Genomic DNA, 18,017 nt, shown 5'->3' on the forward strand with positions numbered 1-18,017 from the left:
GCGGGTCGTAGCCTCAACCAAAGAGAGCTAAGGCTATGGTCAAAATTATACCGAACCCTCCAGTTACAGACGAACCTGCATCCCGCGTTCAATCGAGCCGAAACAAGAAGCTCGACGACGCTGCCACCCGGGCGTTGGATTTCTATCTGAACCCTACGCCTGAAAAGGAAACGTCTGACAAGACCAACACCATCTTCCGTATCGCGCTTGATGTTGATTCGGAATGTTTGCTTGCGAATCTCACCGAAAACCTCGCTTCGGCGAATGCCATGATCAGTGATCTGGCGTTCGATCTGGATGGGTCGCGACGGCATGTTGCGTTGGGGATTCAGCAGGTGATTGAGCTGAGTGAACTATTGGCGAATCGGGCTTTGGATATTGTTGAGATGAGGTAACAAGGGGTCGCGCTTACCCCAGGTATGAAAAAAGGTCTTGCAGAGCAAGGCCTTTTTTTGTGGCCGAGCTTCGTCAAAGCAGGCATTTCGCACACCCCCTGTGGGAGCGAGCCTGCTCGCGATAGCGATACCAATCAACATCAGTGCCACTGATTCACCACTTCGCGAGCAGAACACGGCGATCCGTTCCCTCCATGCACTGCTTCCGCCCATTGCCCGGTTACGTGCGCCTTCCACCGAATAGCGCTTCAGAGCACCGAGTGTGCAGGCAACGTCGGCGATCATTCCCACGAATGAACTTCTCGAAACGCTCACGGCTGAAACGTATCAGCTCAAAGAAAAAACCAAAATATGCACAAATGCATTTTTTCCTTGACCCGCATGGGTGAGCCTCTATAAGGTGGCTTCACTGTATGTGCATACAGTATTTCTAAATCACTATTTATTTGAATCCATTCATGGACGAGGCACTAACTTATGAAAACCAACACTGAAAAATTCGGTGTAACACCCCATCAACCCAGCCTTTGGACCCGCGCTGATGCGTTGAAAGTCCGGGCGGATGATCCCACCACCACTCAGCCGCTGGTCAGCGCGGATTTCCCGGTATTGAACAACGACGTGTTTATCTGGGACACCATGCCCCTGCGCGACTTGGACGGTAACGTGACGTCCGTCGATGGCTGGTCGGTGATCTTCACTCTGACTGCCGATCGTCATCCAAACGACCCGCAGTACCTTGACGAGAACGGTAACTACGACATCCTCCGCGATTGGAACGATCGTCACGGTCGGGCAAAGATGTACTACTGGTTTTCTCGTACCGGCAAGAACTGGGAATTCGGTGGCCGTGTGATGGCCGAAGGGGTTTCGCCGACCGCTCGCGAATGGGCCGGTACGCCGATTCTGTTGAACGACCGAGGTGAAGTGGACCTGTATTACACCGCCGTCACCCCGGGCGCGACCATCGTCAAAGTGCGTGGTCGGGTGGTGACCACTGAACATGGTGTCAGCATGGTCGGCTTCGAGAAGGTCAAGCCGCTGTTCGAGGCCGACGGCAAGATGTATCAGACCGAAGCACAAAACGCTTTCTGGGGTTTCCGCGACCCATGGCCATTCCGCGACCCGAAAGATGGCAAGCTGTACATGCTGTTCGAGGGTAACGTGGCCGGTGAGCGCGGCTCGCACAAGGTGGGAGAGGCGGAAATCGGCGATGTGCCGCCGGGTTATGAAGATGTCGGCAACTCGCGCTTCCAGACCGCCTGTGTTGGCATCGCCGTAGCCCGCGACGCGGACGGTGACGACTGGGAAATGTTGCCGCCACTGCTGACAGCCGTGGGGGTAAACGACCAGACCGAGCGTCCGCACTTCGTGTTCCAGGATGGCAAGTACTACCTGTTCACGATTAGCCATACCTTCACCTATGCCGACGGTGTGACCGGGCCGGACGGCGTGTACGGTTTTGTCGCGGACTCGCTGTTCGGCCCTTACGTGCCGTTGAACGGTTCCGGCCTGGTGCTGGGCAACCCGTCCTCTCAGCCATTCCAGACCTACTCGCACTATGTGATGCCAAACGGCCTGGTGACCTCCTTTATCGACAACATACCGACCGACGAAACCGGCACGCAGATTCGTGTTGGTGGCACTGAGGCACCAACGGTGGGCATGAAAATAAAAGGGCAGCAGACGTTCGTGGTGGCCGAGTACGACTACGGTTACATCCCGCCGATGCTCGACGTCACGCTCAAGTAATAGCAACGCAGGGGTTTCAGGCAGCGGGTTTGAGGTCGATGAAAAACCCGTTGTGGATATGATCGAGATATCCCGCCTGATTCATTGCGATGTTGCTCGCAAGCCCCATTGAACAACGAGTCGTAACCCTCTTCGCGACTGGCTGCAAGGATGCAGTCGGTTGCGAATGCATTCCCCAGCGACGTATGTACACAAGCTCCTCTGTGGTGCGAGCTTGCTCGCGATATCGTTGCATCAGCAACATTCCAGCCAGCTGTTTATCGTGGCTCCATGAGACTAGCCACGACCGACATCGCCTTGCGCCATTGCCTACAACTACGCCAGAATCCGCCGGCTTGTGCGTCTTGGACGACGTCGGTAGTTTGAGTCCTGTCACTGAGTATCAGTGATCGGGTTTAGTCGCCCGTCTCAACCTAAGGCGTACCAAGTCCCGTCGGACAGGCTGTGCTGTTCCTGTATTGATGGTGGCTGTGCGCAGGGCGCCCCTGGGCGCGCCGGGATTCTTAGGTTCACCGGTCGACTAACCTGCGCACAGCTGCCGCCCTTTCGTTTAGTCGCGAGGTGGTTGCAGCATCACTTACAGGAACCGAAGTCGATGGCAAAAATTACACCGAACCCTCCGACTGCAGATGAGCATGTATCTCGCGCTCAGTCTGCTCGTAACAATAAGCTTGATGACGCTGCGAACCGGGCGTTGGATTACTATCTGAAGCCTACGCCGAAGAGCGAAACGTCTGACAAACCCAACACTATTTTCCGTATTGCGCCTGATGTTGATTCGGAATGTCTGCTTGCCAATCTCAGTGAGAACCTGGCTTCGGCGAATGCCATGATCAGTGATTTGGCGTTTGGTCTTGAGGGATCACGACGGCATTTTGCGTTGGGGATTTTGCAGGTGATTGAGGTGAGTGAGCTGTTGGCGAATCGGGCTTTGGATATTGTTGAGGAGAGGTAGAGCGGCGCGTTAGCTGCCCTCCTGGCGTAAAAAAGGTCTTGCTTGGCAAGACCTTTTTGTATGTGAGAGTCCCGAAGCACGCCCAGATTGTCCAACAACCTGTTGGACAATTGTGTGCGTCAGCAGGACATCAGTGGGTGCGGTGACCGGCAAGCCGACTGGGTCAATCTTCCACGAAGTAATCGCTATCCAAGTGCTTTACTTCGTAAACCTGCTTGACGTTACAACCTAGATTGTTTTCGACCATCAGCCGCGCCAGCTCCAGCCCATCGATCAAAACCACTTTGATGTCCAGGCTCATGGCGGCCTCGCGGGCTCCGTTGGAAAAGTCCGAAGTGGTAATGAACACACCCTTACGGGCACGTTGGCGGGTGAGGGCACCGATGAACTTATCTATTTCTGGGCGGTGTACGGTGTTGGTCCAGCGCTTGGCTTGCAAGTAGATGACGTCCAGGCCGAGCTTGTCTTCCTTGATGATGCCGTCGATGCCGTCGTCGTTGGTTTGTTGCGTCGCGCGCCCTGCTTCCTTGCGTGAGCCACCGTAGCCCATGGCGATCATCAGATCGACTACCAGTTGCTCGAAAAAAGTTGGTGAAGCTGCACGCACCAGGGCCAGCAGTTCATCCGCCAATGATTGCGTTAGCGCCTGGTGTGCTGCGGCCAGTTGCTCGTCGGGAGTAGCTTGTTCGACCGGTTCGCTCTGCAAGGCTAACGCTGGGTCATCGGCGGGACTGGTCGTATGGAATGCGGCGAATTCAGGGTATTGCTTGAGCCACCTAACGGTAATACGTGCCGGCCCGCTGTTCAGCGCCTCTCGACCGCGTTCGGTGATTTGCACCAGTCCCTTTGCCGGAATGCTCAGCAGCCCCGCCTTATTCAGATAGGTGCGCGCCCAACCGACTCTATTGTTAATGACCGTTTGCTTGCCGGAAGGCAGGCGTTCGCTGCGCTCCTCCTCGCTGAGCTGAAACTCGTTAGCGATGCGCTCGCGAAGTTCGCTTAGAGCTAGCGGAGTATGGTCGGCGACGGTGGCCAGTATCGGTCGCATGACGCTCTGAAAGTCCGGGATGGGCATAAGTAACTTCCTGTTCAGTTGCCGAAGTCTATTAAAGCAGGTGCGGATCCTGGTTGTCGTGCGCCCAGACCTTTACCCTAATAGTGAACCGGCGTTATTTGAACAGGGCGAGGGGGAGCTTGACGTCACTGTCCTCTGTCCTGGGACTGAGGGCTGTGACTGTCGGAAAATTTTCGAACTGGCAATTGTGCAGGAGCCCGTCATGTCGAAAAAATCGAAAAACAGCGACACGTTATCCTCTCGTATTTACGTTGGGCGTGAGGCCGCGCGGTGTTTATTAGTTCGATTTGGATCTGGGGGCGGCTGACGTTGTCTTGCGCCATTGCCTACAACTACGCCAGAATCCGCCGGCTTGTGCGCCCTTGGCCGCGTCGGTAGTTTTGATCCTGTCACTGCCCATCAGTGATCGGGTTTAGCAGCCCGTCGAGTTGAGTCGCATCAAGCTTCATCAGTCAGGTATTCCCATCCCTGCACTTGATGGTGGCTGTGCGTGGGGCGCCCTCGGGCGCGCCGATTTCTTAACTCGTCGGTCTGCTAACCCGCGTACAGCTGCCGCCCACTTGTTTAGCAGCGAGAGGGTCGTGGCCTCACCAAAGAGAGTTAAGGCTATGGTCAAAATTACACCGAACCCTCCGACTGCAGATGAGCATGTGTCTCGCGCTCAGTCTGCTCGTAACAATAAGCTTGTTGATGCTGCCGACCGGGCGTTGGATTACTACCTGAAGCCTACGCCGAAGAACGAAACGTCTGACAAGCCCAACACCATCTTCCGTATCGCACCGGATGTTGATTCGGAATGTCTGCTTGCCAATCTCAGTGAAAATTTGGCTTCGGCTAACGCCATGATCAGTGATTTGGCGTTTGATCTGGAAGGATCGCGACGGCATGTGGCGATGGGGATTTTGCAGGTGATTGAGGTGAGTGAACTGTTGGCGAATCGGGCTTTGGATATTGTTGAGGTAAGGTAATAAGGGAAGCGCTTGCCCCAGGTATGAAAAAAGGTCTTGCAGGGCAAGACCTTTTTTATGATCAAGAAATCAGAGGCTCAGTGTCCGCCTCGACCCCCATCAATGGATTCGTAATTGTTTCCTCATCGTGACTCAACGGTACAGGCAACCTGATTGAGATTCACGCTAAGCATTTGCTTACCGATTGCCCCTTTGTCGGCGTCATAGATTGCCACTCCGCTGGACAAGAACGTAACCGTCAACGTATTCGCAGACAAACCAAAAGGGCTACTGCCTGCAGCAATCGATTGGCACGTCAACTTGCATCCGCTGGCAGGGCAATCGAACTGATGTGCGAACGGCTTCTCCTCAGCCACAGCGCTACCAGCACAAAGAGCCACCAAGCTAAGCACTGCAGAACCGATATATTTCATGTCTACTTCTCCTTGTTGAAGGCTACCGCCTTACATTTCCTATTACCGATTGAGATTGCTTCCCAAGCAGCTTGTAACGATTCGCTGAGCGAGCCTCAGAAGCAACACTTGAGTCTCCGTTGGCGGTATCGGCGGGCTAGTATTTTTCTTGAGGCGAGCAATGTGTTATCGGATGCACGAGAGCAGAATCGTTGAGGGATTTGTGGGGGGCGACGTCGTATCGGTGATTTTTACGGCACCCAGGAAGGAGGCCAAGAAAAATGTCAGCGCTGCAGACACTAAATAAAAGGGCTTTCGACCAGACATTAAAAAGCCGGCTTATGGCCGGCTTCTCGTTGACTAATTCAGCTCGTTTTTGACAAACCTCACCAGCCTTCAAAACGTACACCCGGCTCTTGCGGCCGGCTGTGGGACTTGGTCAGAAAGTGATCTGCCTTGTCGGTGCGAGGCGTGGGCTCGCAAATGTGGGGCGGAGGGTAAGCGGGTTTTGGGGGGAATTCCAGGGGTAAGTTGTGTTTTGAATCATTGGGTTATGGGTGGTTAGTAGAAGAGCAGGGGGCTGCTTTGCAGCCCAGCGGGAGCAAGCTCCCTCGCCACGGGGAGCTGCGTTCAATCAAACACCGGCGGCCGCTGTTTGTTGAGGGTTGACCACCAGAAGACCCAGCCGATGACCTTGATGTTTTGCGCTTCGATCTGCTCCACGCTGAAGACTTCGTCGGGGTAGGCGGTGCTGTTGTGGCTGCGTAGGCGCAGTCGGTTGCCGGGGACGCGGTGCAGGTATTTGATGCGCAGCATGCCGTCGTGTTCGAGGGCGTAGATTTGGCCGTCGATGATTTGGGTCAGGCCGCGGTCGATGGCGAGGGTGGAGCCGTCGTCGATACGTTCGGCCATGCTGTCGCCGACCATGCTGGTGCAGATGGCATCGCTGGGGTTGATCTCGAGGGTTTCGAGGTGGCTGCGGGGCAGGCGGATGGCTTGGTCGGGGATTTCGATGACGTGGGTTTTGGTTTCGCCGGGGGCGATGGGGGCTTCCTTGTAGAAGGGCAGTTCGATGTCCGTGGGTTCCAGCACGCTGTAGACGCCCTGGATTTCGGCGGCGTCGTAGGTGTTGCCGGGCCCGAGGCCCAATGGGGTTTGCGGGCCTTCGCCGTTGGCGAGCCATTGTGGGCTGACGGTCAGCAGGCCGGCGATGGCGTGGATGCGCCCTGGCGGGATACCACGGTTGAACCAGTTGTTCACGTGCTGCGATTTCACGCCGTATAACTTCGCGAAGTCGGCGGATCGGATGTGGGCTTCTTTAAGAAGGGCTCTGAAGCGGTCGCCACTGGAGATCTTTTTCATAAACGGAAAGTTTAGGGGCGACGGTGTTTTGAGCAATAAACATGTCGTTCAAATTTATAAGACGATCTTTCCGTTTGCAGGATTTGAAAGGGATTGGGTAAACGTAGATAAACGGTATTAATACAAGTTCGTATTAAGCACCATTAAAGCATAAAAAACCCCGGTGCAAACCGGGGTTCTTCTTCAAATTCAGTCTCAGCCTTTGTAGGCGGCAACCGATTTGGTGATCGCTTCGCGGGCGGCGTCAGCACCGGCCCAGCCTTCGATCTTGACCCATTTGCCTTTTTCGAGATCTTTGTAGTTCGCGAAGAAGTGTTCGATCTGCTGGATCAGCAGCGGTGGCAGGTCGGTGTATTCCTTCACGTCGACGTACAGTTGCGACAGTTTGTCGTGCGGTACTGCGATGACTTTGGCATCGCCGCCGCCGTCGTCGGTCATGTTCAGGATGCCGACTGGACGGGCGCGGATGACCGAGCCTGGGGCAACCGGGTAAGGGGTCACGACCAGCACGTCGAGGGGGTCACCGTCGTCGCCCAGGGTGTTGGGAATGAAACCGTAGTTGGCCGGGTAGAACATCGGGGTGGCCATGAAACGGTCAACGAACAGGCAATCGCTGTCTTTGTCGATTTCGTATTTGATCGGGGCGTGGTTGGCCGGGATTTCGATCGCGACGTAGATGTCGTTTGGCAGGTCTTTGCCAGCCGGAATCTTGCTGTAGCTCATTGGGCGGTGCCCCCGTTAGTTGACCAAATGACTGGTCGGATTGACCAAAAAGTGGCGGCGATTATAGGCATATTCGGCCGTCGATGCCACGTTACCAGGGTCTTAGAGACCTTAGTATGACGCCTGATAGACCGGATCTTCGGCCTGAAGTTGCCGCAGCCGGGCCAGCGGATCCTGGCGGTAGAAGGCCTTGAGCTGTTCGTAGACCCGTGGATACGCCTGATGCAGCAGGTCTGGGGCGCTGAAGAAGTATTCGCTGGTGACGGCGAAGAACTCCGCGGGGTTTTCCGCCGCGTAGGGGTCGATGAGGGTTTCGGCGTCTGGGTTCTGGTCCAGTTGGCGGTTGATGTCATCAAAGGCCTGTTGCATGACTTCGGCCCAGTCGCTGACCCGCATGTCGGCATGCAGCGGCGGCAGGCCATTGGCGTCGCCGTTGAGCATGTCGAGTTTGTGGGCCAGTTCGTGGATCACCAGGTTGTAGCCGTCCCAGCCGCCGCTGGTCATCACCCCGGCCCAGGCCAGGATGATCGGCCCTTGCGGCCAGGCTTCGCCGCTGTGTTCACCGTCCCATTCGTGCTCGATGCCGCTGGCGTCGCGGTGGCGCTGGGGGCTGAGGAAGTCTTCGGGGTAGAGGACGATTTCGTGGAAACCCTGGTACCAGTTCAGCTCGCCCAGGTGCATCAGCGGCAATTGGGCTTGGGCGGCGAGCAGCAGGCGTTGTTCCTGGTGCAGTTCGACGCCGGGCAGGGCGGTCAGGTGTTTGTCCTGCAGGAACAACACGCAGGCTTCACGCAGCCACTGGTCTTCGGCGGCGCTGATGCCGTCGAGGAAGCTCAGCTGGTGGCGCACCCGTTGCCAGGTGTCCTCGGCGACGGGGTGTTTGGCGAGGGTGCGTTGACGGCGCCAGCTGCTCAGGGACCACATGAGGGATCAGGCTTTCGAGGCGCGCTGGCCCATTTTGCTGCGGACCAGGCTGATGATCATCGGCAGCAGCGACAGCAAGATGATGCCCACCACCAGCAGCGACAGGTTCTGCTTGATGAAGGGCACGTTGCCGAAGAAGAAGCCGAGGGTGACCAGGCCTCCGACCCACAGGATGCTGCCGAGGACGCTGAAGCCGAAGAAGCGCGCATAGGGCATTTTCCCCACGCCGGCGACGAAGGGGGCAAAGGTGCGGATGATCGGCAGGAAGCGCGCCAGGGTCACGGTTTTGCCGCCGTGCTTGTCGTAGAAGTCGTGGGTTTGTTGCAGGTAGTCGCGACGGAAGATTTTTGAGTTGGGGTTGCTGAACAGCTTCTCGCCGGCGGTGCGGCCGATGAGGTAGTTGGTGCTGTCGCCGAGGATCGCCGCCAGCATCAGCAGGCCGCCCAGCAGCACCGGGTCCATGCTGCCACCGGCCGCCACGGCGCCGGCGATGAACAGCAGCGAATCTCCGGGCAGGAACGGTGTCACCACCAGGCCGGTTTCACAGAAGATCACCAGGAACAGGATGGCGTAGACCCACGTCCCGTAGTTGGTCACCAGCATGTCGAGGTACACATCGAGATGCAGAATGAGGTCGAGAGGATTGAAGTCCATGCAAAGCACCTGTGATGACGGCCCGACGTGGCAGGCTGGTGGGTCAGGCTTTGAGTATGGCTACAGAGTGTGTAGCTTTTTCTTACAAGCCGGAAAAAACGGCATTATACGGGCTCGAGGGTGATACGTATGTCGAGTTTGTAGCTGGGAATGTCGTGGCGTCGTGCAGGGTGAAACACCCTGTGGGAGCAAAGCTTGCTCGCGACGACGGTGATTCAGCCTGCATTGATGTCACCTGACAGGCCGCTATCGCGAGCAAGCTTTGCTCCCACAGAGATATCTCCCACAGATATATCTGTGTGCTGACTTCCCTCCTGGCCGATCAGAGTTCATCGCTGATGGGCAGCACGTAGTTCTTGAACTCGGTGTCTTCCTTGAAGCCGATGGACTCGTAGGTTTTCTGCGCCACTGCGTTGTTGCTGCTGGTGGAGACGCGCATGCGCACGGCGTGGGTTTCCTTGGCCATTTTTTTCGCGGTGCGGATCAGGTTGTCGGCCACCAGTTGGCGGCGGGCGTCTTCGGCGACGTAGATGTCGTTGAGGATCCACACGCGCTTGAGGGACAGCGATGAGAAGCTCGGGTAGAGCTGGCAAAAGCCCATCAGTTTGTTGTCGTCGTCATCGGGCAAGGCCAGGTAGATCACCGACTCCTTGCGGCGCAGGCGTTTTTCGAGGAAAGCCCGGGACGAATCCGGGTATGGCAGCGAGCCATAGAATTCCCGGTACTTGACGAACAATGGGGTCAGCAGGTCCAGGTGTTCCAGGGTTGCTTGGATAATCCGCATGGTAGGTCTCGTCTGCAAAGGTCGACAGATACTCTGACTACAACGGCGCTTTGCCGTGCTTGGATGCTGCCTGAAAGCGCAACGAAAACGCAATCGGGTAGATGCATCAGCTTTTGGGCGGCATCAGTAGGAAATTACCTTTCATATCGTCACCGTTTTGCGACTCTAGCGTCTGAACCTGGGCTTCGTCCTTCAGATTGACCCCCGAGAGCTGTCGGCGACAGGCCTCGCGCATCAGGTAAATCAGGCGATGGGCCGCCATGCCGTAGCTCAAGCCTTCGAGCCGGACGTTGGAGATGCAGTTGCGATAAGCATCAGTCAGGCCAACCTTGGGGTTGTAGGTGAAATAGAGGCCCAGGCTGTCGGGAGAACTCAGGCCAGGGCGTTCGCCAATCAGAATCACCGACATTTTCGCCCCAAGCCGTTCACCCACCTCATCGGCCACCGCCACCCGGCCCTGTTCCACCAGAATCACCGGCGAAACCGACCAGCCTTCGGCGGCGATCTGTTCTTCCAGTCGCGCCAGGAACGGCAGGGTATGGCGGTGTACCGCCAGTGCCGACAGGCCGTCGGCCACCACAATCGCCAGGTCTACGCCGCCGGGATGGGCCGCGGCGTGGTCTTGCAGGGTTTGTGCGGAAGCGTCGTCGAGCCGCCGCCCCAAGTCCGGGCGCTGAAGGTAGCTGTTTCGGTCGGTGGCCGCGCTGTGCAGTAACAGGCTTTCGCGGCCGCGTTCGCTGAGTTGCGCGTGGATGCCCTGGTGGTCGAACGCCAGGTGCACGGCATCCCGGGCCTGGGCGTGGGCGTACTGGAAGTCCAGTTGCGCCTGGGTCGGCAGGCTGGTGCCGGTGCGGCCCAGGGCGATGCGCGCCGGGGTCAGGCGGCGCAGTTGCAGCCAGGGGTTTTGCGAATCTACTGGAGGTTTGTCCATCGGCAGGTCACTCATCCAAAATGCGGCTTATCCCAAATGTGCTAAGGCGTGACGGAACGCCGGTGGCAGGTTGTCGCCGAACTGCACCCGGCCGTCGGCCTGGGTGAAGATGCCCATGTTGGCCAGCCATTGTTCGAATTCCGGCGCCGGCTTCAGGCCCAGGGTCTGGCGGGCGTAGAGGGCGTCGTGGAACGAGGTGGTCTGGTAGTTGAGCATGATGTCGTCGGAGCCGGGGATGCCCATGATGAAGTTGATGCCGGCCACGCCCAGCAAGGTCAGCAGGGTGTCCATGTCGTCCTGGTCGGCTTCGGCGTGGTTGGTGTAGCAGATGTCGCAGCCCATCGGCACCCCCAGCAGCTTGCCGCAGAAGTGGTCTTCGAGGCCGGCGCGGATGATCTGTTTGCCGTTGTACAGGTACTCGGGGCCGATAAAGCCTACAACGGTGTTCACCAAAAACGGGTTGAAATGGCGCGCCACGGCGTAGGCCCGGGTTTCGCAGGTCTGTTGATCCACGCCGTGATGGGCGTTGGCCGACAGAGCGCTGCCCTGGCCGGTTTCGAAATACATCAGGTTTTTGCCCAGGGTGCCGCGATTCAGGCTCAGCCCGGCGTCGTAGCCTTCTTTGAGTATGTTCAGGTTAATACCGAAACTGGCGTTGGCCGCTTCGGTGCCGGCGATGGACTGGAACACCAGGTCCAGGGGCACGCCCCGGTTCGCCGCTTCGATGGAGGTGGTGACGTGGGTCAGCACGCAGCCTTGGGTCGGGATGTCGTAGCGCTGGATGATGGCGTCGAGCATTTCCAGCATGGCGCAGATCGACGCCGTGCTGTCGGTGGCTGGGTTGATGCCGATCATGGCGTCGCCGTTGCCGTAGAGCAGGCCGTCGAGAATGCTCGCGGCGATCCCGGCCGGTTCGTCGGTGGGGTGGTTGGGTTGCAGGCGTGTGGACAGCCGCCCACGCAGGCCGAGGGTGCCGCGAAATTTCGTCACCACGCGGATTTTCTGCGCCACCAGCACCAGGTCCTGCACGCGCATGATCTTCGACACCGCTGCGACCATTTCCGGCGTCAGGCCCGTGGCCAATGCCCGCAGGCTCTGTTCATCGGCCGCGTCGCTGAGCAGCCAGTCGCGAAAGTCGCCGACCGTGAGGTGGCTGACGGCGGTGAAGGCTTGTTTATCGTGAGTGTCGACGATCAGCCGGGTGACTTCGTCGGCCTCGTAAGGAATCAGCATTTCCTGCAGGAAATGGCTGAGTGGCAAGTCGGCCAACGCCATTTGCGCGGCCACGCGTTCGCCATCGTTGAGCGCCGCGACACCGGCCAAAAAATCCCCGGAACGTGCCGGGCTGGCCTTGGCCATCAGGTCTTTGAGGCTGTCGAAGCGATAGGTCTGGGCGCCGACGGAATGGGCGAATGCGGCCATGGGGCGGTGTCCTCCTGATTCTCTAAATAACTTAAATACACCGCAGATCCAACCCTGTGGGAGCAAGCTTTGCTCCCACAGAACTCTCCCACACGGGGAGGGAACTGCGTGCACTTATAAATGGCAGGCGCCGGGCACTCGGCCCGGCGCCGGTGCAACTTCAGATACCTGTGAGCATAGCGTCCGCCGGGGCATCGGAGCGTTGCTTGGCGGTCAGTTGGAAATACAGGTAGCCGACAATCATGAAACCGAGGAACACCAGCCCGATCACGGTGTTGAACCACGCCATCGCCACCAGGCACACCACCGCCAGGAACAACGCGATGCCCGGCACGACAGGGTAGCCCGGCGCCCGGAAGGTGCGTTCCAGGTTCGGTTCGGTCTTACGCAATTTGAACAGGCTGAGCATGCTGATGATGTACATCACGATGGCGCCGAACACCGACATGGTGATCATCGCCGCCGTCAGGCTCATGCCTTGCAGGTTGACCAGGCCATCGCTGTAGATCGCCGCGATGCCGATGACGCCACCGGCCAGGATCGCCCGGTGCGGGGTCTGGAAGCGCGACAGCTTGGCCAACCCGCGCGGCAGGTAACCGGCCCGGGCCAGGGCGAAGAACTGTCGCGAGTAGCCGAGGATGATGCCGTGAAAGCTCGCCACCAGGCCGAACAGGCCGATCCACACCAGCATGTGCATCCAGGTCGAATTGTTGCCGACCACGGCTTTCATGGCCTGGGGCAACGGGTCGTTGATGTTCGACAGGGTGCGCCAGTCGCCCACGCCGCCGGCCATGATCATCACACCGATGGCCAGGAAAACCAGGGTCAGGATGCCGCTGACATAGGCGCGGGGAATCGTGCGTTTCGGGTCCTTGGCTTCTTCGGCGGCCATGGCCGCGCCTTCGATGGCCAGGAAAAACCAGATCGCGAAGGGAATCGCCGCGAACATGCCCGGGATCGAGGCGAGGGTGAATTCATTGGCGCCGGACCAGCCGTTGAGCACGAAGTTACTGACGCTGAACCCCGGCGCGACCACACCCATGAACACTAGCAGTTCGGCGACCGCCAGCACGGTGACCACCAACTCGAAAGCGGCGGCGATGCTGACGCCCAGGATGTTCAGGGTCATGAACACCACGTAGGCGGCGACTGCGGCGAGCTTGGGGTCCAGTTCCGGAAATTGCACGTTGAGGTAGGCGCCGATGGCCATGGCGATGGCCGGCGGCGCAAAGACGAATTCGATCAGCGTGGCGATCCCGGCGATCAGCCCGCCTTTCTCACCAAAGGCCCGTCGGCTGTAGGCAAAAGGCCCGCCGGCGTGGGGAATCGCGGTGGTCAGTTCGGTGAAACTGAAGATGAAGCAGGTGTACATCAACGCTACCATGAGCGCGGTGACGAGAAACCCCAGGGTCCCTGCTGTGCCCCAGCCGTAGCTCCAGCCGAAGTATTCGCCGGAAATCACCAGGCCGACGGCAATGCCCCATAAATGCAGGGTGCCGAGTGTGGGTTTGAGTTGGGTGGTAGAAGTCATAAGTCCTCGCTGTCTTTTTTATTGTTTGATCTGTTGGACTTTCGGGTGTGGCGTTGCTGTAGAGCGGGCACGCAATGGCCATGCCAGAACGGCAGGGCGGTATTTCGGTGTGTTCAGTGAGGGCGCCTTCGCGAGCAAGCCCGCTCCCACAGTGGATTTGGGCCAACCCACAGAAAGAGAGTTACCCACAGTCCCTGTGGGAGCGAGCTTGCTCGCGATAGCTATCTATAGGGCTATAGGGCGAAACAGAACGACCTGTCTCGCCCCAATGGCTAGAAGAACCCCAGCGGATTGATGTCGTAGCTCACCAGCAGGTTTTTGGTCTGCTGATAATGGTCGAGCATCATCTTGTGGGTTTCACGACCGACGCCAGACTTCTTGTAGCCACCGAACGCAGCGTGGGCCGGGTACAGGTGGTAGCAGTTGGTCCACACGCGACCGGCCTTGATCGCCCGGCCCATGCGGTAGGCGCGATTGATGTCGCGGGTCCACAGGCCGGCACCGAGGCCGAACTCGGTGTCGTTGGCGATGGCCAGGGCTTCGGCTTCATCCTTGAACGTGGTGATGCTCACCACCGGGCCGAAGATTTCTTCCTGGAACACGCGCATTTTGTTGGTGCCCTTGAGCAGGGTCGGCTGGATGTAATAACCGCTGGCCAGGTTGCCTTCGAGTTTTTCCACCTTGCCGCCGGTCAGCAGCTCGGCGCCTTCGCCCCGGGCGATTTCCAGGTACGAAAGAATCTTGTCAAATTGCTGCTCGGACGCCTGGGCGCCGACCATGGTGTCGGTGTCCAGCGGGTCGCCGCGTTTGATCTGCTCGACTTTCTTCATCACCACTTTCATGAATTCGTCGTAGATCGATTCCTGCACCAATGCGCGCGATGGGCAGGTGCAGACTTCGCCCTGGTTGAAAAACGCCAGCACCAGGCCTTCGGCAGCCTTTTCGATGAAGCTCGGCTCGGCCTGCATGATGTCTTCGAAGAAGATGTTCGGCGATTTGCCGCCCAGCTCCACGGTGGACGGGATGATGTTCTCGGCCGCGCATTTCATGATGTGCGAGCCCACCGGGGTGGAGCCAGTGAAGGCGATTTTGGCGATGCGCTTGCTGGTGGCCAGGGCTTCACCGGCTTCTTTGCCAAAGCCTTGCACCACGTTCAGCACGCCAGGCGGCAGCAGGTCGCCGATCAGTTCCATGAGCACGCAAATGCCCAGCGGGGTTTGCTCGGCGGGCTTGAGCACCACGCAGTTACCGGCGGCCAGGGCCGGGGCGAGTTTCCAGGCGGCCATCAGCAGCGGGAAGTTCCACGGGATGATCTGCCCGACCACGCCCAGCGGTTCATGAATGTGATAGGCCACGGTGTTGCCGTCGATCTCGGCAGCGCTGCCTTCTTGGGCCCGGATGCAACCGGCGAAGTAGCGAAAATGGTCGGCGGCCAGGGGGATGTCGGCGTTGAGGGTTTCACGCACGGCCTTGCCGTTGTCCCAGGATTCGGTGATCGCCAGCACTTCTAGGTTCTGTTCGATGCGGTCGGCGATTTTCAGCAGGACCAGCGAGCGTGCCTGGGCCGAGGTGGCGCCCCAGGCATCAGCGGCAGCGTGGGCGGCGTCCAGGGCTTTTTCGATGTCTTCGGCCGTGGAGCGCGGGAATTCGGCAATGGGTTGGCCGTTGACCGGCGAAGTATTGGTGAAGTACTGACCTTTGACAGGCGCGACGAACTCGCCGCCGATGTAGTTACCGTATTTGCTCTTGAACGAAACGATAGCGCCTTCAGTACCGGGGTGAGCATAACGCATGATGAGTTCTCCTTGGCTTTTGTGCTTATAAGGGAGCCGCGCAAATTCAGCGCTGGTATTTAAGCCTAGAGCAAAGGTTGGGCCACTGCCTTGCAGAGCCGGTGAATCAAGGGTTTAGGAGGGTTTTGCCAGACAAACGGAGGCGTTGTGTGACGAATGCGATACAGGGGGTGTGACACTTTGTGCCATTTGTGAGACAGCTTGTGACTGGCGGGTCGCGCCAGCATTGCATTGGGAGTTGGGCTGGAGGATGCTGAGCCGAGGTGATCGCGCTATGGCAAAAGCGCTTTTGTGGCGAGGGAGCAAGCTCCCTCGCCACAAGATTGGTGTTCCAGAGATAGTGTTCGACAGTTGCTCCAGTAAGGTCGCAACCTTCAGGGGAGAATAATAAGAAATGCACAGCAACCATTTGAGTCGCCATGCCCGGCAAGTCCTCACGGTCACCCAAGGCAAGGCCCGCTTGCAGGGGCCCGGCAGCGATCCGTCGATTGCCCGTTCCTGGCTGCGGTGTCTGGAGGACTATCACCTCGACCCGGCCCAGAACCTGGCGCCGACGGTGCTTGAGCATGGCCGAGTGCTGGAAAGCCGCGAACGTCTGCAACAGGTGCTGCACATCGCCGGCACTGAGATGACCAGCCTGCATCAGCAGCTCTCCGGCGCCGGCCACGCGGTGCTGCTGACCGACGCTCGGGGCGTGATCCTCAACTGCGTCACCGCTCCCCGCGAACGCAAGATTTTCGAGCGTGCCGGCCTCTGGCTCGGCGCCGACTGGAGCGAAGCCTGCGAAGGCACCAACGGCATCGGCACCTGCCTGGTGGAGCGCCAGGCCCTGACCATCCACCAGGAAGAACACTTTCGCGGGCGCCACACCGGCCTGACCTGCTCGGCCAGCCCGGTCTTCGACCCCCATGGCGAACTGCTGGCGGTGCTCGACGTGTCCTCGGCTCGGCCGGATGTCTCACGCCAGAGCCAGTTCCACACCATGGCACTGGTCAACCTCTCGGCGAAGATGATCGAGAGCTGCTATTTCCTGCGCTGCTTCGACAACCAATGGCTGCTGCGTTTTCACTTGCAGGCCGAGTCCGTGGGGTTGTTCAGCGAAGGGTTGCTGGCGTTCGACGGTGAAGGGCGGATCAGCGCCGTCAACCAGAGCGCGCTGAACCTGTTGGGGCATATTCGCGGCGGCTTGCTGGGCCAGCCGGTGGAGGCCTTTTTCGAGTGCTCGCTGGACGACCTGTTGGGCCGCGCCAGCGCCCATGCCAGCGCCAGTTGGCCGTTGCGTACCCGTGACGGGCGCCACTTGTTCGCCGTGCTGCGTGGCCAGCCCCGCAGCGTGCCGGTCCCGGTTGCGCCGGTGCTTAAAGCCGTCGAGCCCGCACGGCTGCCGGGCATCTGCCTGGGGGATGCGCTGTTGCAAGAGCATTTTCGCAAGGCGCTGCGGGTGTTCGAGCGCGATGTACCGCTGCTCATCCACGGCGAAACCGGCTCCGGCAAAGAAGCTTTTGCCAAGGCGGTGCACCAGGCCAGCCAGCGCGCCGCAAAGAACTTTGTTGCCCTCAACTGTGCGGCCATTCCGGAAAGCCTGATCGAGAGCGAACTGTTCGGTTATCGCGGCGGCAGCTTCACCGGGGCCCGCAAGGAAGGCATGCGCGGCAAGCTGCAACAGGCCGACGGCGGCACGCTGTTCCTCGATGAAATCGGTGACATGCCCCTGGCCTTGCAGACCCGTTTGCTGCGGGTGCTGGAAGATCGCCAGGTGGTGCCCATCGGTGGCGAACCCGAGGCGGTGAACGTGCGAATCATCAGCGCCACCCACCGCCAACTGCTCGATCGTGTGCAGGACGGCAGTTTTCGCGAGGATTTGTACTACCGGCTCAATGGCCTGGAAATCCCCTTGCCGGCGTTGCGCGAACGCAGCGACAAATCCCAGTTGCTGGATTTTCTGCTGGCCGAAGAGGCGGGCGCTGAGGCCGTGTCGATTGATGAGCCGGCGCGCCGGGCGCTGCTGGGGTTCGACTGGCCGGGCAACGTGCGGCAGCTGCGTAATGTGCTGCGCACGCTGGCTGCGTTGTGCGACGGCGGGCGGATCGGGCTGGAGGACTTGCCGGCGATGATTCGCCAGAGTCCGCCGGTGGTGCTTGAAGTGGTGGCGCAGCGGCCGCTGGACGATGCCGAGCGTATGGCGCTGCTCGATGCGCTGGAGCGCCAGCGTTGGCACATGACCCACACCGCCGAACAACTGGGCATCAGCCGCAACACCCTTTATCGAAAACTGCGCAGACACGCCATTGCCCGCTGAACCGCGTCGCATCCGTCCTGAAGAAATGCGGTCAACTGTGGGAGCGAGCCTGCTCAC

16 protein-coding genes are annotated in these 18,017 nt (G+C 59.1%); 5 read left to right on the forward strand and 11 right to left on the reverse strand.

Going from position 1 to position 18,017, the window contains the following annotated elements; all coding sequences use genetic code 11:
• The first annotated feature begins 35 nt into the window (after window positions 1-35).
• The 3 genes from ACA047_RS03725 to ACA047_RS03735 all read left to right on the forward strand — a co-directional run bounded on the left by ACA047_RS03725 (window position 36) and on the right by ACA047_RS03735 (window position 3,102).
• Entirely contained in the window at window positions 36-395 is a 360-nt protein-coding gene (locus ACA047_RS03725; protein ID WP_497356792.1) for a DUF6124 family protein, read from the forward strand.
• A gap of 477 nt (window positions 396-872) precedes the next feature.
• Window positions 873-2,147, forward strand: coding sequence for a glycoside hydrolase family 68 protein (locus ACA047_RS03730; RefSeq protein WP_497356794.1), 1,275 nt, complete (start codon window positions 873-875; stop codon window positions 2,145-2,147).
• A 595-nt stretch (window positions 2,148-2,742) separates the two neighbouring features.
• Window positions 2,743-3,102 (forward strand): DUF6124 family protein, encoded by a 360-nt coding sequence (locus ACA047_RS03735; RefSeq protein WP_497356796.1) that lies wholly within the window; start codon window positions 2,743-2,745, stop codon window positions 3,100-3,102.
• A 163-nt stretch (window positions 3,103-3,265) separates the two neighbouring features.
• On the opposite strand, the gene ACA047_RS03740 is transcribed toward ACA047_RS03735, so the two are convergent.
• Window positions 3,266-4,177: a restriction endonuclease gene (locus tag ACA047_RS03740; protein ID WP_497356798.1), complete on the reverse strand. Its 912-nt coding sequence runs from the start codon at window positions 4,175-4,177 to the stop codon at window positions 3,266-3,268.
• Between the two features lie 608 nt (window positions 4,178-4,785).
• Here ACA047_RS03740 and ACA047_RS03745 point away from each other — a divergent pair.
• Window positions 4,786-5,145: a DUF6124 family protein gene (locus ACA047_RS03745; protein ID WP_497356800.1), complete on the forward strand. Its 360-nt coding sequence runs from the start codon at window positions 4,786-4,788 to the stop codon at window positions 5,143-5,145.
• A 122-nt stretch (window positions 5,146-5,267) separates the two neighbouring features.
• Here the strand turns inward: ACA047_RS03745 and ACA047_RS03750 are convergent, their stop codons facing one another.
• The 10 genes from ACA047_RS03750 to exaC all read right to left on the reverse strand — a co-directional run bounded on the left by ACA047_RS03750 (window position 5,268) and on the right by exaC (window position 15,661).
• Window positions 5,268-5,558: a hypothetical protein gene (locus ACA047_RS03750; RefSeq protein WP_497356802.1), complete on the reverse strand. Its 291-nt coding sequence runs from the start codon at window positions 5,556-5,558 to the stop codon at window positions 5,268-5,270.
• 609 nt (window positions 5,559-6,167) lie between these two features.
• A complete protein-coding gene (locus tag ACA047_RS03755) occupies window positions 6,168-6,899 on the reverse strand; it encodes a LexA family transcriptional regulator (protein ID WP_497356804.1) in 732 nt (243 codons plus the stop codon).
• A 195-nt stretch (window positions 6,900-7,094) separates the two neighbouring features.
• A complete protein-coding gene (ppa, locus tag ACA047_RS03760; RefSeq protein ID WP_354339288.1) occupies window positions 7,095-7,622 on the reverse strand; it encodes an inorganic diphosphatase in 528 nt (175 codons plus the stop codon).
• A gap of 111 nt (window positions 7,623-7,733) precedes the next feature.
• Complete coding sequence (locus ACA047_RS03765; protein WP_497356806.1) at window positions 7,734-8,546, reverse strand: M90 family metallopeptidase; 813 nt, start codon at window positions 8,544-8,546, stop codon at window positions 7,734-7,736.
• A gap of 6 nt (window positions 8,547-8,552) precedes the next feature.
• Entirely contained in the window at window positions 8,553-9,200 is a 648-nt protein-coding gene (locus tag ACA047_RS03770) for a DedA family protein (RefSeq protein WP_497356808.1), read from the reverse strand.
• 322 nt (window positions 9,201-9,522) lie between these two features.
• A complete protein-coding gene (locus ACA047_RS03775; RefSeq protein ID WP_497356810.1) occupies window positions 9,523-9,984 on the reverse strand; it encodes a GNAT family N-acetyltransferase in 462 nt (153 codons plus the stop codon).
• A gap of 106 nt (window positions 9,985-10,090) precedes the next feature.
• The gene (gene eutC / locus ACA047_RS03780; protein ID WP_497356812.1) at window positions 10,091-10,915 is read right to left on the reverse strand and encodes an ethanolamine ammonia-lyase subunit EutC; all 825 of its coding nucleotides are present in this window, start codon (window positions 10,913-10,915) and stop codon (window positions 10,091-10,093) included.
• A gap of 27 nt (window positions 10,916-10,942) precedes the next feature.
• Complete coding sequence (locus ACA047_RS03785; RefSeq protein ID WP_497356814.1) at window positions 10,943-12,337, reverse strand: ethanolamine ammonia-lyase subunit EutB; 1,395 nt, start codon at window positions 12,335-12,337, stop codon at window positions 10,943-10,945.
• A gap of 160 nt (window positions 12,338-12,497) precedes the next feature.
• On the reverse strand, window positions 12,498-13,868 hold the full coding sequence (gene eat / locus ACA047_RS03790; RefSeq protein WP_497356816.1) for an ethanolamine permease: 1,371 nt from the start codon (window positions 13,866-13,868) through the stop codon (window positions 12,498-12,500).
• Between the two features lie 272 nt (window positions 13,869-14,140).
• Window positions 14,141-15,661 carry an acetaldehyde dehydrogenase ExaC gene (gene exaC / locus ACA047_RS03795; RefSeq protein WP_497356818.1) on the reverse strand — a complete coding sequence of 507 codons (1,521 nt, stop codon included), beginning with the start codon at window positions 15,659-15,661 and terminating at the stop codon, window positions 14,141-14,143.
• Window positions 15,662-16,055: 394 nt separating this feature from the next.
• On the opposite strand from exaC, the gene ACA047_RS03800 reads away from it, so the two are divergent.
• Window positions 16,056-17,960, forward strand: a complete 1,905-nt coding sequence (locus ACA047_RS03800) for a sigma-54-dependent Fis family transcriptional regulator (RefSeq protein ID WP_497356820.1) — start codon at window positions 16,056-16,058, stop codon at window positions 17,958-17,960.
• The last annotated feature ends 57 nt before the right edge of the window (window positions 17,961-18,017 follow it).

It is taken from the genome of Pseudomonas sp. LBUM1664, assembly GCF_059695895.1.

Excerpts from the sequence above, each read along its gene's own strand:
- ACA047_RS03725 (WP_497356792.1), top strand. The coding sequence starts at position 36 with ATGGTCAAAATTATACCGAACCCTCCAGTTACAGACGAACCTGCATCC.
- ACA047_RS03730 (WP_497356794.1), top strand. The coding sequence starts at position 873 with ATGAAAACCAACACTGAAAAATTCGGTGTAACACCCCATCAACCCAGC.
- ACA047_RS03735 (WP_497356796.1), top strand. The coding sequence starts at position 2,743 with ATGGCAAAAATTACACCGAACCCTCCGACTGCAGATGAGCATGTATCT.
- ACA047_RS03740 (WP_497356798.1), bottom strand. The coding sequence starts at position 4,177 with ATGCCCATCCCGGACTTTCAGAGCGTCATGCGACCGATACTGGCCACC.
- ACA047_RS03745 (WP_497356800.1), top strand. The coding sequence starts at position 4,786 with ATGGTCAAAATTACACCGAACCCTCCGACTGCAGATGAGCATGTGTCT.
- ACA047_RS03750 (WP_497356802.1), bottom strand. The coding sequence starts at position 5,558 with ATGAAATATATCGGTTCTGCAGTGCTTAGCTTGGTGGCTCTTTGTGCT.
- ACA047_RS03755 (WP_497356804.1), bottom strand. The coding sequence starts at position 6,899 with ATGAAAAAGATCTCCAGTGGCGACCGCTTCAGAGCCCTTCTTAAAGAA.
- ppa (WP_354339288.1), bottom strand. The coding sequence starts at position 7,622 with ATGAGCTACAGCAAGATTCCGGCTGGCAAAGACCTGCCAAACGACATC.
- ACA047_RS03765 (WP_497356806.1), bottom strand. The coding sequence starts at position 8,546 with ATGTGGTCCCTGAGCAGCTGGCGCCGTCAACGCACCCTCGCCAAACAC.
- ACA047_RS03770 (WP_497356808.1), bottom strand. The coding sequence starts at position 9,200 with ATGGACTTCAATCCTCTCGACCTCATTCTGCATCTCGATGTGTACCTC.
- ACA047_RS03775 (WP_497356810.1), bottom strand. The coding sequence starts at position 9,984 with ATGCGGATTATCCAAGCAACCCTGGAACACCTGGACCTGCTGACCCCA.
- eutC (WP_497356812.1), bottom strand. The coding sequence starts at position 10,915 with ATGGACAAACCTCCAGTAGATTCGCAAAACCCCTGGCTGCAACTGCGC.
- ACA047_RS03785 (WP_497356814.1), bottom strand. The coding sequence starts at position 12,337 with ATGGCCGCATTCGCCCATTCCGTCGGCGCCCAGACCTATCGCTTCGAC.
- eat (WP_497356816.1), bottom strand. The coding sequence starts at position 13,868 with ATGACTTCTACCACCCAACTCAAACCCACACTCGGCACCCTGCATTTA.
- exaC (WP_497356818.1), bottom strand. The coding sequence starts at position 15,661 with ATGCGTTATGCTCACCCCGGTACTGAAGGCGCTATCGTTTCGTTCAAG.
- ACA047_RS03800 (WP_497356820.1), top strand. The coding sequence starts at position 16,056 with ATGCACAGCAACCATTTGAGTCGCCATGCCCGGCAAGTCCTCACGGTC.